13 protein-coding genes are annotated in these 14,237 nt (G+C 66.7%); 6 read left to right on the forward strand and 7 right to left on the reverse strand.

The window, feature by feature from the left end:
- Positions 1–789: a DUF1206 domain-containing protein gene (locus LLW23_RS03655; protein ID WP_228947424.1), complete on the reverse strand. Its 789-nt coding sequence runs from the start codon at positions 787–789 to the stop codon at positions 1–3.
- Between the two features lie 63 nt (positions 790–852).
- On the reverse strand, positions 853–2,124 hold the full coding sequence (locus LLW23_RS03660; protein ID WP_228948455.1) for a metal-dependent hydrolase family protein: 1,272 nt from the start codon (positions 2,122–2,124) through the stop codon (positions 853–855).
- A gap of 35 nt (positions 2,125–2,159) precedes the next feature.
- Between LLW23_RS03660 and LLW23_RS03665 the strand changes: the two genes are divergently transcribed.
- The 5 genes from LLW23_RS03665 (at position 2,160) to LLW23_RS17590 (ending at position 7,913) form a co-directional block, all read left to right on the forward strand.
- The gene (locus LLW23_RS03665) at positions 2,160–4,376 is read left to right on the forward strand and encodes a penicillin acylase family protein (RefSeq protein WP_228947425.1); all 2,217 of its coding nucleotides are present in this window, start codon (positions 2,160–2,162) and stop codon (positions 4,374–4,376) included.
- A gap of 2 nt (positions 4,377–4,378) precedes the next feature.
- Entirely contained in the window at positions 4,379–4,963 is a 585-nt protein-coding gene (locus LLW23_RS03670) for a YdeI/OmpD-associated family protein (protein WP_228947426.1), read from the forward strand.
- 43 nt (positions 4,964–5,006) lie between these two features.
- Positions 5,007–6,086: an SPL family radical SAM protein gene (locus LLW23_RS03675; RefSeq protein ID WP_228947427.1), complete on the forward strand. Its 1,080-nt coding sequence runs from the start codon at positions 5,007–5,009 to the stop codon at positions 6,084–6,086.
- 124 nt (positions 6,087–6,210) lie between these two features.
- A complete protein-coding gene (locus LLW23_RS03680; protein ID WP_228947428.1) occupies positions 6,211–7,533 on the forward strand; it encodes an ABC1 kinase family protein in 1,323 nt (440 codons plus the stop codon).
- Positions 7,534–7,703: 170 nt separating this feature from the next.
- The gene (locus tag LLW23_RS17590) at positions 7,704–7,913 is read left to right on the forward strand and encodes a hypothetical protein (RefSeq protein WP_333473790.1); all 210 of its coding nucleotides are present in this window, start codon (positions 7,704–7,706) and stop codon (positions 7,911–7,913) included.
- Positions 7,914–7,941: 28 nt separating this feature from the next.
- On the opposite strand, the gene LLW23_RS03690 is transcribed toward LLW23_RS17590, so the two are convergent.
- Positions 7,942–9,363 carry a glycoside hydrolase 5 family protein gene (locus LLW23_RS03690; protein ID WP_228947430.1) on the reverse strand — a complete coding sequence of 474 codons (1,422 nt, stop codon included), beginning with the start codon at positions 9,361–9,363 and terminating at the stop codon, positions 7,942–7,944.
- A gap of 183 nt (positions 9,364–9,546) precedes the next feature.
- Here LLW23_RS03690 and LLW23_RS03695 point away from each other — a divergent pair, with 183 nt between their 5' ends.
- Positions 9,547–10,083, forward strand: a complete 537-nt coding sequence (locus LLW23_RS03695; RefSeq protein ID WP_228947431.1) for a DUF4142 domain-containing protein — start codon at positions 9,547–9,549, stop codon at positions 10,081–10,083.
- 40 nt (positions 10,084–10,123) lie between these two features.
- On the opposite strand, the gene LLW23_RS03700 is transcribed toward LLW23_RS03695, so the two are convergent.
- The 4 genes from LLW23_RS03700 to LLW23_RS03715 form a co-directional block, all read right to left on the reverse strand.
- Entirely contained in the window at positions 10,124–11,605 is a 1,482-nt protein-coding gene (locus LLW23_RS03700; protein WP_333473791.1) for a diguanylate cyclase domain-containing protein, read from the reverse strand.
- 81 nt (positions 11,606–11,686) lie between these two features.
- Complete coding sequence (locus LLW23_RS03705) at positions 11,687–12,220, reverse strand: response regulator transcription factor (protein ID WP_228947433.1); 534 nt, start codon at positions 12,218–12,220, stop codon at positions 11,687–11,689.
- Positions 12,220–13,533, reverse strand: coding sequence for an ATP-binding protein (locus LLW23_RS03710; protein ID WP_228948457.1), 1,314 nt, complete (start codon positions 13,531–13,533; stop codon positions 12,220–12,222). The genes LLW23_RS03705 and LLW23_RS03710 overlap by 1 nt, the downstream gene beginning before the upstream one ends.
- Positions 13,533–14,234, reverse strand: coding sequence for an SURF1 family protein (locus LLW23_RS03715; protein ID WP_408642013.1), 702 nt, complete (start codon positions 14,232–14,234; stop codon positions 13,533–13,535). Before LLW23_RS03715 ends, LLW23_RS03710 begins: the two co-directional genes overlap by 1 nt.
- Positions 14,235–14,237 lie beyond the last annotated feature (3 nt).

Raw genomic sequence — 14,237 nt, forward strand, 5'->3', positions numbered from 1 at the left:
TTATGCCGCGCCCGCGACCCGCCGGGTTAGGCCGTCCACCGGCACGTCGTGCAAAATGCGATAACGAGCCTCGATCAGGCTGAAGACGCCAAAACCGAATAGGCCGATCGCCACGACAAAGTCCCACGGGCTCTCAAGCCATGACAGCGCCTCCGCCATGCCGCCTGCCTCGCTGGCCTCCGCCTGCAGGCCTGCCTGCAGCAGGAACCAGCTGCTGATAATGAACACCAGCCCGCGTGCGGCATAACCTGCGCGGCCGCTCCACCGCGCCCACGCATGCTGCGCCATCGCAGGTTCGAGGTGCTTCAGGAACGATCCCTTTGCCGCCTTGATCAACTGCACCACGCCGACCGCGAACAGCACCGCGGCACCCAGCATCACGATCGCCGTGCCGCCCGGTAAATCCAGCGCCGCCTGCGTCCCCTGCTCCGTCCCGTTCCCGACCGAGGACACGCCCTGGATTAGCCGGAACGCCTGCCAAGCAAGGACCAGATGGACCAACCCGCTGATGCCAGCGCCAAGCCGCTCGAATATCCCTTTGCGATCAGTGCCATGCCGCTCGATATCGAACGCCGCATCGCACAGCCGCCAGATGCCGTAGGCGAGCAGCCCGGCCGCCATGATCGACAGCAACAATCGCCCACCGCTGCCAGCCAGGAACTGCAACGCGCCACTCGTATCCTCGGCGCGGCCGGTACGTACGATCAGGAATGCGATCACGAGATACAGAATGCCACGTGTCGCAAATCCGACGCGGGTAAGGGTAGTCAGCCGAGCGCTGGCGTTCATCAATGGTTCCTCCTGGTCGCTCGCGAACGGCCGCACGCGGTTTCCGTTCCGCGTGAGCCCCCATCAGCGCGTCATCCCGACTACCATGCCGCCCTTCATCACCATCCGCACGTCGCGCACCGCCTCGATTTTCACCGTCGGATCACCGGCGACCGCGACCAGATCGGCCAGCAGCCCCGGCCTGATCGCGCCAAGCCGCGCAGACATTCCCATCCACCGCGCATTGCCCGAGGTCGCGGCAAGCAGCACCTGCGCCGGCGACATCCCGGCCGCGACCATCAGTTCCATCTCGCGCGCATTCTCGCCATGCGTATACACCCCGACATCGCCGCCCATGCACATCGTCACCCCCGCCGCCAGCGCCAGCCGAACAGTCTCGAGGCTCAGGCGAACTGCGGGCGGCGCCGGCTCGCGTCCGTCCCATCCACGATAGCGCGCGCTCGCATCCGATGCGGCAAGCGTCGGGCAATAAACGATCTTCTTCGCGGCCATCGCGGCGAACGTCTCGCGTGTCCCGCCATAGCCATGTTCGATCGTCTCGACCCCCGCCTCGATCGACCGCCGCATGCCCTCGGGCGTCGACGCGTGCACCGCTACTGGTCGCCCCGCATCGTGCGCCGCCGCCACCGCCGCCTTGATCTCCTCGAGGCTCAGCGTCGCGCGGCTCTCCTCGCCGGCGCGTAAGCGATAATCGGCGTACAGCTTGATCCAGTCCGCGCCGGCGGCGATCTGCCGGCGCACGGCAGCCTGCATGGCATCGGCGCCGGAAACCTCCTCCGCGCCCTGCGGGACCGCCACGCCCGGCTCGAACCCTTTCGGTCCGTAGGCACCCAAGGCCACGATCGCCCGCGTCGCCACTGCCAGCCGCGGTCCCTCGACGATTCCCTGATCGATCGCCGCCTTCAGCCCGACATCGGCATAGCCAGCGCCTTCGGTGCCTAGATCGCGAACGGTCGTGAAGCCGGCGCGCAACGTCCTCCCCGCCTGTGCCACCGCCCGCGCAGTGCGCAGCGCCAGCGGCTCGTGCAGCACCTGATCGTCCCAACTTGCCTCGTCATAGGGGTGAAGGAACAGGTGCCCGTGCCCCTCGATCATGCCGGGCATCAGCGTGTCGCCAGCCAGGTCGATCACCACGGCCCCTGCCGGAGCAGTCAAGTTCGGCCCCACCGCAACGATCAAGTCGCCGCGCACTAGCACCTGCCAGCCGGGATGTGCCTTCCCGTCGACCCCGTCGAACACCGCGTCCGGCTTCAGCAGAATCGCGGGCGTCTCCGCCTTTGGTGGTTCGGCCGCCCCGATCAACGCGAACGCCGCCAAGATCGCCAACCACCGCATGGCCATGTCGCATCCCCCGTTCTACGCTACGCGCCATGGATACCCTCCCCCGCCGCGCACGCAATCCGCTGATCCTGCTCGCGTTCGCCACGACGCTCACCGCCGCCGCCCCGGATCCCGCCCCCAATCCCGAGCGCACCCGCTGGCAAGGCCACGCCGCACGCGTGACGATCACCCGCGACGATTGGGGCATCCCGCACATCCGCGGGCGGAGCGATGCCGACGCGGTCTTCGGCATGATGTATGCGCAGGCCGAGGACGATTTCGCCCGCGTCGAAGCCAATTACCTCACGGCACTCGGCCGCACCGCCGAGGCGGAGGGCGAAGAGGCGATCTGGGCCGATCTTCGCCAGCGACTGTTCGTCGATCCCGCGGTGCTGCAGACGCAATACGCCGCCAGCCCCGCATGGCTGCGCACGCTCATGAACGCCTGGGCCGACGGCCTCAACTTCTACCTCGCAACGCATCCCGAAACGAAGCCCAAGGTGCTGACCCGCTTCGAACCCTGGATGGCGCTCAGCTTCACCGAAGGCAGCATCGGCGGCGATATTGAGCGCATCTCGCTCTCCGAGCTCAAGACTTTCTACGGCCGCCCCACCCCGCCGACGCCCGAAGAACTCGGCACCCGCCCGCGCGAGCCATCCGGATCGAACGGCATCGCCATCGCGCCGAAGCTCACCAGCGGCGCCCACGCGCTTTTGCTCATCAATCCCCACACCAGCTTCTACTTCCGCTCCGAAGCGCAGGTGACCAGTGACGAGGGGCTCAACGCCTACGGCGCGAGCACCTGGGGGCAGTTCTTCGTCTATCAGGGGTTCAACGCCCGCGCCGGCTGGATGCACACCTCGTCCACGGTCGACAATGTCGATGAATTCGCCGAACGCGTCGTCCGCCGCGGTAATGGCTGGTCCTATCGGTTTGGCCGCGAACAACGCCCGCTCGCGACGCAGACCGTCACCCTGCGCTTCCGCCGCTCGGATGGCGGCACCGGCACACGCAACTTCACCACGTGGCGCACCCACCACGGCCCGATCGTCGCTGCAAAGGATGGCCGCTGGATCGCCACCGCCCTGATGTGGCGCCCGATCCCGGCACTCGAACAAAGCTATCTACGCACCAAGGCGACCGACCTCGCCAGCTACATGGCCGTCGCCGAGCGCAAGGCGAACTCCTCGAATGACACGCTGTTCGCTGACAGCGCGGGCAATATTGCGTTCCTCATGCCGCAATTCGTGCCGCTGCGCGCCGACCGCTTCGATTACACCCGCCCGATCGACGGCAGCGATCCCGCGACCGACTGGAAGGGGCTGCACACGCTGGCCAGCCTGCCCAGCGTCGCCAACCCGCGCGTCGGCTGGGCCCACAACACCAACGACTGGCCATGGAGCGCCGCCGGTCCGGACAGCCCGAAGGCGGCAGACTTTCCGCGCTACATGGATCAGACCGGCCCCAACGCGCGCGGCACCCACGCCGATCTGCTGCTGACCGGCAAGACCGGCTGGACCGCGGAACGCCTGCGCGACGCTGCTTACGATCCCTATCTCCCGGCCTTCGCCAAGCTGTTGCCGCCTTTGATCGAGGCATGGCGCACCCTGCCGCAAGGCGATCCTCGCCGCCGCGCGCTCGCTGAACCGATCGCACTTCTCTCGCGCTGGGATCACCGCTGGGCCGCGGACTCGGTCGCGACCAGCCTCGCCGTCTTCTGGGGCGACGAATTGTGGCGTGCCTACGGCGGCTTCGCCCAGGTCGAACGGATGAATGTTCCTGATTACACCGCGCTGCGCGTCGACGGTCCCACAAAGCTCGCCGCGCTTGCCGCCGCCGTCGATCGGCTGACCCGCGATTTCGGCACCTGGCGCACCCCCTGGGGCGAGATCAACCGCTTCCAGCGGCTCGACGCCGCGATCGACCCGCACTTCGACGACGCCAAGCGCTCCACCCCGATCCCCTTCACCTCGGCGCAATGGGGCAGCCTCGCCTCGTTCGGCGCCAAGACCTGGCCCGGCACCAATCGCTATTACGGCACCAGCGGCAACAGCTTCGTGGCGATCGTGGAATTCGGCCCGCGCGTGAAGGCCACCGCAGTGATGGCCGGCGGGCAGAGCGGCGATCCCGCCTCGCCACATTTCGCCGACCAGATCGATCGCTATTCGCAGGGCAAGCTCCGACCGGTCTACTTCCATCCCGACGAACTCGCCGGCCACGTCGAGCGCGTCTACCGCCCCGGCGATCTCTTACCGCCACGGAATTGATCATGAGCGAAGAGCGCGCCGGCCTCCCGATCATCGCCTTCCCCGACGTCGCCGCGTTAGAGCAATGGCTCGACGTACAACCCGCCGACGCCAAGGGCCTGTGGATCAAGTTCGCCAAACAGCGCTCGGGCGTCGCCAGCGTCACCAAGCCTGAGGCGATCGACGCCGCACTGTGCCGCGGCTGGATCGACGGGCAACTCGACAAATATGATGCGACATATTGGCTGATCCGCTTCACGCCGCGCAAGCGCGCCAGCAAATGGTCACTCATAAATGTTCGCCGCGCCGAGGAACTCATCGAGGCGAAGCGGATGATGCCAGCCGGTCAGGCGCAGATCGACGCCGCCCGCGCCGACGGCCGCTGGTCCACCGCCTACGCCCCCGCCAGCACCGCCGAGGTTCCAAGCGACCTGCAAACCGCGCTAGACGCCAGTCCCACCGCCGCCGCGTTCTTCGCCACGCTTACCGGCGCCAACCGCTACGCCATTCTCTACCGCATCACGACCGTGAAGCGCGCGGACACCCGCGCCCGCAAGATCAACGAATTCGTCGCGAAGCTCGAACGCGGCGACACCGTTCACGGATAGCCGCCCCCGCTGAACCACCGCGGCCACCGCTCGTTCGCCGTACGTGCCCCCCGCCACGCCCCGCCCCACCACCGTTTGGCGGCCACGTCGCCTGATCGTCACGCGCGCCGCCCGCACCTTCTCACACGGCCGCGCCATCCTTGATCGCGCCGCCGCACTCGGCGTCGAGATCGTCGAACTCCCCGGCGATCGCCTCAACCTCGCCTTCCCCGACGATCCCGCCCGCGCCTATGCCGAGGCCAAGCTCACGCTCGCCGTCGTCGTCGCCCCACCCTCGAAGCGCCGCCTGCAGCCGATCGCCCCGAGCGCCGACTGGCGCGTCGATCTGGCCGAAGGGTGCCCTGCCCATTGCAGCTATTGCTACCTCGCCGGCTCGCTGAAGGGCCCGCCGATAACCCGCGTCTACGCAAACCTCGACGAAATCCTCGACAGCCTGCCCGCGTATCTCGGCCAAGGCACGATCACCTCGCGCAGCACCACCCGCGCGCACGAAGGCACCACCTACGAGGCCTCTTGCTACACCGACCCACTCGCGCTCGAGCCGCTCACCGGCTCGCTCTCCGCCGCGATCGCCTGGTTCGGCCGCTGGAACGCCGATGCGCAGCTGCGCTTCACCAGCAAGTTCGCCGATGTCGCACCGCTACTCACGCTCGATCACGGCAGGCGCACGCGGATGCGCGCCTCGATCAACCCGCGCGCCTTCGCTCGCTTCGAGGGCGGCACCGCGCGCGTCGCCGATCGGCTGCAAGCGCTGCGGCAGATGGCACTCGCCGGTTACCCGATCGGGCTGACCATTGCCCCGATCATCGCCGCCGACGGCTGGGAAGCCGCTTATGCAACGCTGCTCGAAGAGGCCGCCGCAAGTCTCGCCAACGTCCCCGGCGTCGATCTCACCATCGAGCTGATTACACACCGCTTCACCGCCGGATCGAAGGCGATTCTCGACAGCTGGTATCCAGGCTCTGCACTCGACATGACCGCCGCCAATCGCACCACAAAACGCACCAAGTTCGGCACCGAGAAACAGGTGTACGACGCCGACACGATGCGCACGCTCCGCCGCTTCTTCCACGACCACATCGCGACCGCACTGCCGATGGCGCGGATCCTCTACTGGACATGACGCTGTTCTTCCCCGGGCCTGAAACCGATGCCGCCACCGCTTGACGTCGGCGTCGACGCTCACGACTTCGCACCGGTCACGCTCGTGCATGTGCTCGCCGCGACCATGAAGGAGAAATTGCGGAATGGCGGATGATCAGGGCGGGCGGGCGGTGCCGAGCGGCCGGCTGGCGCGCTTCGGCAGCTTCGGCCGCCTCGCAGGCGGCGTGGCGGGCGGCATGGTGGCCGAAGGCGCGCGCCGGCTTGCCGCGGGGGAGCGCCCGCGCGTCAGCGATATGCTGCTGACGCCCGGCAACGCCACCCGCGTCGCGGATCAGCTCGCGCACCTGCGCGGCGCCGCGATGAAGCTCGGCCAGATGATTTCGATGGACGCCGGCGACATGTTGCCGCCCGAGCTGACGCAGATCCTCGCCCGGCTGCGCGACAATGCGCACCACATGCCGCCGCAACAGCTCGATCGCGTGCTCACCGCGGAGTGGGGCCGCGACTGGCGCCGCCGTTTCCGCCACTTCCAGGCGCACCCGATCGCCGCCGCCTCGATCGGCCAGGTTCATCGTGCCGAACTGCCCGACGGCCGCGTACTCGCGATCAAGGTGCAATATCCCGGCGTCGCCGCCAGCATCGACGCCGATGTGGACAACGTCGCCACCCTCCTGCGCGTATCTGGACTAATGCCGCGCGAGGTCGACATCACCCCGCTGCTCGCAGAGGCCAAGCGCCAGCTTCATGAAGAGGCTGATTACGTTCGCGAGCGCGCCATGCTGGAACGCTACCGAACCCTGCTCGGCGACGACCCTGCCTATGTCGTTCCCGGCACCGAACCATCGCTGAGCACTCCGCGCGTGTTGGCGATGGACTTCATCCCCGGCACGCCGATCGAGGCGCTCGAGGGCGCACCGCAGGAAGAACGCGACCGCGCCGCGCATGCGCTCGTCGCGCAGGTGCTGCGCGAACTGTTCGCCTGGGGCGTGATGCAGACCGACCCCAATTTCGCGAACTACCGCTGGCAGGCCGACACTGGCCGGCTGGTCCTGCTCGATTTCGGCGCGACGCGCGAGGTGCTGCCCGAAACGCAGCAGGGCTACCATCGCCTGCTGATGGCAGTGCTGGCCGGCGACCGCGATGCCGTGCGCGACGCCGCAGTAGCGGCAAGCTTCGTAGGCGCCGCTGCCGCCGAGCGGCATCGCGCGGCGGTCGATCGGATGATCGACGTGATCGTCGGCGAGCTCGACCACGCCGGTCCGTTCGACTTCGGAGACCGCGCCTTCGTCGGCGTGTTGCGCGACGAAGCGATGGCCATGGCCGAGGATCGCGCCACGTGGCACATCCCGCCGATCGACACGCTCTTCGTGCAGCGCAAGGTCAGCGGCACCGCGCTGCTCTGCGCCCGCCTCAAGGCAAAGGTCGAGGTCCGCTCGATGGTCGAAGCCTACCGTGCAATAGCGTAGGCTCGCGGCGGAAGACACGGTTGGCCGGTAAACCCACTTCCCGACGTTCCGTGCCGACGCCGCCTCTAAGCACGCCAGACGGCCGATATATCGTCGTGCGTGGCCGACTTTGGCGGCGCGCAGACCCTTCGCTGCTGGAGGAAGACCGCCAACACCACGTCGATTGCCTCATGGCCGCCCGCCGAGCGGTCGCGAGTGCGTTGAAATGCAAGGACGAGGCGGCACTCGCCGAGGCACGCGTCGCGGTCCAGATCGCCAAAATCGCACTCGGCGAGCGCGGGCCGGTTTGGTGGCAGGACGGCGCGCCCGACCTTACCCGCCGTCTAGCCCGCAACACGCAATACGCCGCCTGGTACGACGGGCTCGAAGGATCGCCGTGAACCGCGTCGGCTGGTGCAAAGTGCGTCGTCAACGCGACACGATGGCAATCGCAAGATCACGCACCACCGGCCCGATCGCGGCCCGCAGCACCCCGCCCGAACTTGTCACATCGGGCAGCGCGGTCGCTCGCGCTGCCCGCGTGTCGAACACCGTGATGGCATAATCACCATCGGCTAGCCCCGGTACATCGAGCATCGCCGGCGCCGCCGCATCCGCCCCGAGCATCGTCCCGTCGCGCGCCAGCCGATCGGTCCGCACCACCCAGGCGATTGCCTGCCGCGCGTCCCCGCAGCCAACCGTCGCCACGCCCGGATCGTCGCAGTGAAGCTCGTCAGACACGTTCCGCCGCTGAAAAGTATCCCAGTCAATCAACGGCAGAAACGCCGCCAGCCCGCGCTGCGCCACCCGCATCCCCGCCGTCAGAACATGCGGATGCCGGTTCGGCCAGCGCATCCCGCCCCCGGAGCCGCCGCTCGCCAGATGCGCCCATTGGATATGCCGGAAATATTCGTCGTCGAACGCCTCCGACAGCGTCCGCTTCTTGTCCTTGAAACTGTGGATCGGGCCATGTTCCGAATCGAACACGGGCCGCGCCCGCCCCGCCTCGGCAACGGCCGTGCGCATCAGCCGCGCAACTGCGAGCGCCGGCGCCACGGTATCGCGCGGCGCATCGATCGTGCCCTTCTCGTAGAGGTGGGTATTGGCGAAATCGAGCGCGGGGTGGCGAAAGATTGCCTCCGCCATCATCGGATGGTTGATCAACTCGGGCCCGAAGACCGACACCGTCTGCAGATTGGCCCAGCCACGTTGCGCAATCTCGTGCTCCCGCAGCCACGGCGCGATATCGTCGATGAACGGAGTGGCGCTCGCTGGATCGTTGCCGCCATGCGCGGGGTGGATCTCATTCCAAATATCCCACGCGAACAGCGCCGGGCTCGCGCCCCAGCGGTCGCTCGCGAATGCCAGCCTAGTCTTGATCGCCGCGCGCATCTCGGGATCGGTCAACCACGCGCGACGGCTGGCGCACGGGCCGCCATTCGCCCGGTTGTAGGGATGATGGCGCCACCGGATCCACATGAAGAAGGTGTCGTACGGCGTCAGCAACACGCGCATGCCCGCGCGCTCGAGCAAGACGAACAGGTCATCCCAGAACTGCACCATGTGGCCCACGAACTTGCCCGCGGGCCGCTCGAGATAGCGATGCTCGCCATGGCAATATTCCAGCATCAGCCGAATGCAGGTCACGCCATGATCGCGCAGCCAGACTAGGTGCTGCTCCACCGCCGCCATGTCGCGGCGGCGGAACAGCGGCGCCAGTTCGGGCCAAGTCACCGCATCATTGTGGCCGATCGGCGTCCACGTCGCGCCGGCTTCGGTCACAAAATACGGCGCGCCGGGCGCCACGTGAATGCGGGTAAGCGGCGCTGACGCCTGATTTTGGACGGACACGAAGCGCGAATTAGCCGGAGTTCGCAAACTTCGCCACGATCCACGGCAATGATCCGGAAAAGACGGAGCTAAGTGTGTCGCCTCCAAAATAATGTGGCTGATCTAAAGTAACTTCTTGTAGCTTATCAGGAACTTCCGCTTGATCTGTCGTGTTCGCGATGGATCAACAACGGAAGATATTCCATGATCAAGTTATTCAGCGCGAGCCTTGTCCTCGCCCTCTCAACCACAGCCGTGGCGCAGACCCCACCCCCGCCGCCGCCGCCCGAGGCGAAGAGCCAGGCGATGCCCTATGTGATGGCTGCAGGGCGCAGCGATCTCTACGAGATCAATTCGAGCCAGATCGCGTTGGAAAAGTCGCAAACGCCGGCGATCCGCAAATATGCGCAGATGCTGATCATGCATCACCAGAAGACCACCACCGCGACGATGAAAGCCGCGCGCCGCGCGAAGCTGGACCCGACCCCGCCAATGCTAGATCCAGGCGCAACTGCGTCGATCAACGAGCTTCAGTCGGCGCAACAGACCGATTTTGACCGGCTCTACATCGCGCAGCAAATCCCGGCGCACCAGGCCGCGCTCGATCTGCACACCAGCTACGCGTCGGGCGGTGACCAGCCTCCGCTGCGCACGTCGGCAAAGGCCGCCGCACCGGTCGTGAAGCGTCACCTCGACGCTGCAATGAAGATGCAGAACGGTGGCACAACAAATCGGATGTAAATTCTAATGGCAGGCGCGCTCCGCACGCGAGCGGAGCGCGTCAGGCCGTGCGCGTGATCGGAACCACGTAGCCGGCCGCATTGATTAGCCCGGCCCGGCCGGCAATCGCGCCAGTGCCGCGGCGCAGTCGTTTCGCACGGTAAAGCGCCTGATCGGCGCACTTCAGCACGGACGAGCGATCGGGGTTTTCCGCATCCACGATACAGGCGCCGATCGTCGTCGATACCGCAATGCTCCCGTGGTCGGCGGGCACATCATGTCGAAGGTCGCCCAGAAGTCGCTCGATGCTAGGCACCAGGCGCTCGCGTGCCGCAGCGCCCTGAAGCAAAAGCACGAACTCGTCGCCACCTAGCCGCGCACCGAAGAACTCGCCGAGGTAAGTTACCCCACGCAGCTTCGCCGCCATCAGCCGCAGCACTTCGTCGCCTGCGGCATGGCCGAGCCGGTCGTTCACGTCCTTGAACCGATCAAGATCAAGGATCGCGACCGTGAGCTGGCTCGCGTCCGTCTGGCTCTTCGCAATGGCCGCATCCAACCGATTGTTGAACGCCCGGCGAGTCGCCAGCCCGGTCAACTCATCCGTATGCGCCACTTCGTGCAGCCGCCGCTCAAGCCGATACCGATCCGTAATGTCCTGGATCACACCGATGATGGCGACCGGGCGCCCGTCGCGCAGTTCGGGTTCACCCATGGTCCGCACACGTCGCAGATCGCCGGTGGCTGTGAAAAAATCGCACTCCATATCCCACGACCGGCCGCTTCCGACGCAGTTAGCAATCGCCGCGTCCAGCAGCACGCGATCGGCCGCCGGGTAGAAGTCGAGCGCCGTCTGCAGCGACGGGTCTTCACCAACATCCAGCCCGTGGATAGCGTAGGTCTGCGGGGACCAATGTGCGACTTTGGTATTGAGATCGAGTCGCCACGAACCAACCCGAGCCATCCGCTCGGCCTGCTGCAACAGCCGCTGCGTCCGTTCGATCTCGATCAATGCCTGCTGACGTTCGAGCGCGAGGCGCAGATTGCGCGAACTTGTGCGTCGAGATTCAAGCAGCGCCTCCACCACGCGTCCCAAACCGCGCAGCATCTCAAGGTTCTCAGGTGACGGATCTTGCGGCTCGTCACCAATGACGCACAGCGTTCCGATCGGCAGCGGCGGGCCGCCGGGCACGGCGCTCGCGCGCAGCGGCACGCCGGCATAGAAGCGCACGTGCGGCGCATCGACGACGAACGGATTGTCGATAAACCGCGAGTCCAGCAGCGCGTCGCGAACGACCAGCGTGTCGTCCGCCGCCACTGCGTGCGTGCAGAATGAGATATCGCGCGCGGTTTCCAAATCGTCGAATCCGCACCGCGCCTTGAACCACTGGCGATCAGCATCGATCAACGACACCGAACCCATTTGGCAGCCGAATAGGCGGCTCGCCGCGATCACGATCGCGTCGAACTCCTCCTCCGGCGGGGTGTCGAGAACTTCTAGCGCGCGAAGTGCTTCGAGACGCAGCTGTTCGGTCGCAAGCTTCATATGCGGACCTTGGCGCACCGCGGGTTAGGTGCGAGTTAACGTCGCTACCCGCCGGTACCCTTCTTTCGCACGAGGAGCGGATCACCGCAGCGGCTTCTTCTCCAGCTTTCGTGCCAGCGTCCGCCGATGCATCCCCAGTCGTCGCGCGGTCTCGGAAATGTTGAACCCGGTCTCCGCGAGCGTCTCGTTAATGCGCTCCCATTCCAGCGTCTTGATCGATGTGGTGCGCCCGTCGATCGGCACCGTCGCATTGCCGCTCACCTTGCCGAACGCCGCCTCGATATCGTCGGTGTTCGATGGCTTGGCGAGATAGTGCGATGCGCCCAGCTTGATCGCCTCAACCGCCGTCGCGATGCTCGCAAAGCCGGTCAGCACCACGATCATCAGCGCCGGATCGAACGCATGGAGCCGCTTCACGCAACCGAGTCCGGAGGCATTGCCAAGCTTCAGGTCGACCACCGCGAACGCCGGCTGCGCCTCGCCGAGCACCTCCTCCATCTCGTCGGGGCTATGCGCGACCCACACCAGATAGCCACGCCGCTCGAACGATCGCTGCAACGTGCGCGCGAAAGTCACGTCATCCTCGACGATCAGCAGCCGGCGCGGCGCCTCCATCACGCCGCCCCGCCGCGAGATGCGGCAAGAGGCAGGACGAGCCGCACCTCCGCGCCGCCGGCGGCGCGGTTCAGCGCCTCCAGCCGCCCGCCGAGCCGCCGCGCAACGTTGCTCGCGAGGAACAGCCCGACGCCGTGCCCCGCCCCCTTGCTCGAATGATACGGTTTCCCAACCGTCGCCAGCTGAGCCTCGCCGAAGCCGGCACCCTCATCGACGACGCTGATCGTCAGATCGTCCGCGTCACGCGTCGCGATCAGCCCGACACTCCACGGACAAGCCTCGGCGGCATTGTCGAGCAGATTGCCGATCGCCTGGCGCAGCGCCGGCCCAGCGACCACCGCAGCATCGTCGAGCCCGTCGAGCGCAACGTCGAGCGGCACGGTGGGATGGGCCTGGCGCCAGCTTGCCACCACTTCTTTCAGGAACGCTCGCGCGCCGACGCTCTCCATCGCCTCGCCGCGCGGCTCGCCAGCGGAATGCAGGATGTCGCTGACGATCGCCTTGCAGCGCTGCACCTCGGCCTGCATCACATCGATCTCGCCCGCGAGTTCTGGGTCGGCAGCGAGTTTGGGAATGCGCCGCCAATCGCTCAGGATCACCGCCAGCGAGGCGAGCGGCGTGCCTAACTCATGCGCCGCGCCGCTAGCGAACAGCCCCATCCGCACGATCCCGTCTTCCTCCGCGGTCTGCCGTCGCAGATCGGCCAGATAGGCGTCGCGCGCGCGCAGGTTACGGCTGATCCGAGTCACGAACATTGTCAGCAGGATGCCGTTCAACGCGAAGCTGATCCATGCACCGAGCGCGTCGAGGCCATCGACCAAAGGCAGCAGATCCGCGGGATAGGGAAGCGGCGCGCCGTACGTCGCCAGCGCGGCATAGCACAGCGCGGTTACGGCGAAGAGCACCCACACCGACCACGTCGCCAGCAGGATCGCGCCGAGCACGACCTGCAGCAGGTACAGCGAGATGAAGGGATTGGTCGCGCCGCCGCTAAGCGAAAGCTGCGCCGTCAGCGACCCAACGTCGAACAACAGCGCCAGCAGAAGCTCGACATTGGTTACGCGATGCCGAGACAGCAACAGCGCGCTCACCAGATTGGCTAGCGCCAGCAGCGCCACCACGCCCAGCATCGGCAGCAGCGGCAGCGGCACGCCCAGCACCAGATCGACGAACAGAATGGTGAGCAACTGCCCTGCAACCGCGATCCAGCGCAGCTGCACCAGCTGGCGCATATTCTCGGCCGCGACTGCATCGTCGGGTGGCCCCGCAGCGGAGCGCGTACCCCGAGTAAGCGCCAGCAGCGGCACGTCCATCACGTGCGTCCCCCAGACGGCGCCCGCCTGCGCAAAACAATTACGGCCCCCGAAAGGCTCAGCACCGCAAGCCCGAACCAAGTGAGCGAATACATCAGATGATTGTTGCGAAACGCGATCACGGTCAGCCCGCCCACCGGATATCCTCCCGGATTGGGCGCAGCGTCCGCATCGACGAAGAATGGCGCCACGCCGGTCAGCCTCCGCGCTCGCGCAATCGCCGCAACATCGCGCGAATACCAGCGATCCACGACCGGATCGTTGCGCCGCAGGAATCCACCACCCGGCTCACTCTCGCGCATGAGGCCGGTGATCGTCGCAAGACCATCCGAAAGCGTTTGCGCCTCCTGCTTGGCAGGAACGAAGCCGCGGTTAATCAACACAATCGTCTGATCGGGTCGCTCGCCACCAGTAATCACCAGCGGCGTCATCACCCAAAACCCAGCTCCCCGCTCAGTCACCGCCTGCACCAGCGTCTCGCGATCATGCAGCCATCGCCCGGACACCCGCACCCGCCGATACGCATTGTCACCATTCCAGGCAGCACGCCCTGGCAGCGGGGTCGGCACCGCGCGTACCCGTGCCTCCACCTTCGCGATCAGCTCGAGCTTCCACGCCCGCCGCTCCACCTGCCACACCCCGAGTGCCGCAAACCCCGCCGCCAGCACCATGCACAGCGTCGCGAAAGCCCAGCGGCGCACCAA

Source organism: Sphingomonas radiodurans (assembly GCF_020866845.1).
Lineage (GTDB): Bacteria > Pseudomonadota > Alphaproteobacteria > Sphingomonadales > Sphingomonadaceae > Sphingomonas > Sphingomonas radiodurans.

Bases quoted from the DNA above. Each gene is read 5' to 3' on its own strand.
- LLW23_RS03700 (WP_333473791.1), bottom strand. From the start codon at position 11,605: ATGAAGCTTGCGACCGAACAGCTGCGTCTCGAAGCACTTCGCGCGCTA.
- LLW23_RS03710 (WP_228948457.1), bottom strand. From the start codon at position 13,533: ATGGACGTGCCGCTGCTGGCGCTTACTCGGGGTACGCGCTCCGCTGCG.
- LLW23_RS17590 (WP_333473790.1), top strand. From the start codon at position 7,704: ATGGCCGCCCGCCGAGCGGTCGCGAGTGCGTTGAAATGCAAGGACGAG.
- LLW23_RS03670 (WP_228947426.1), top strand. From the start codon at position 4,379: ATGAGCGAAGAGCGCGCCGGCCTCCCGATCATCGCCTTCCCCGACGTC.
- LLW23_RS03705 (WP_228947433.1), bottom strand. From the start codon at position 12,220: ATGGAGGCGCCGCGCCGGCTGCTGATCGTCGAGGATGACGTGACTTTC.
- LLW23_RS03660 (WP_228948455.1), bottom strand. From the start codon at position 2,124: ATGCGGTGGTTGGCGATCTTGGCGGCGTTCGCGTTGATCGGGGCGGCC.
- LLW23_RS03665 (WP_228947425.1), top strand. From the start codon at position 2,160: ATGGATACCCTCCCCCGCCGCGCACGCAATCCGCTGATCCTGCTCGCG.
- LLW23_RS03695 (WP_228947431.1), top strand. From the start codon at position 9,547: ATGATCAAGTTATTCAGCGCGAGCCTTGTCCTCGCCCTCTCAACCACA.
- LLW23_RS03680 (WP_228947428.1), top strand. From the start codon at position 6,211: ATGGCGGATGATCAGGGCGGGCGGGCGGTGCCGAGCGGCCGGCTGGCG.
- LLW23_RS03655 (WP_228947424.1), bottom strand. From the start codon at position 789: ATGAACGCCAGCGCTCGGCTGACTACCCTTACCCGCGTCGGATTTGCG.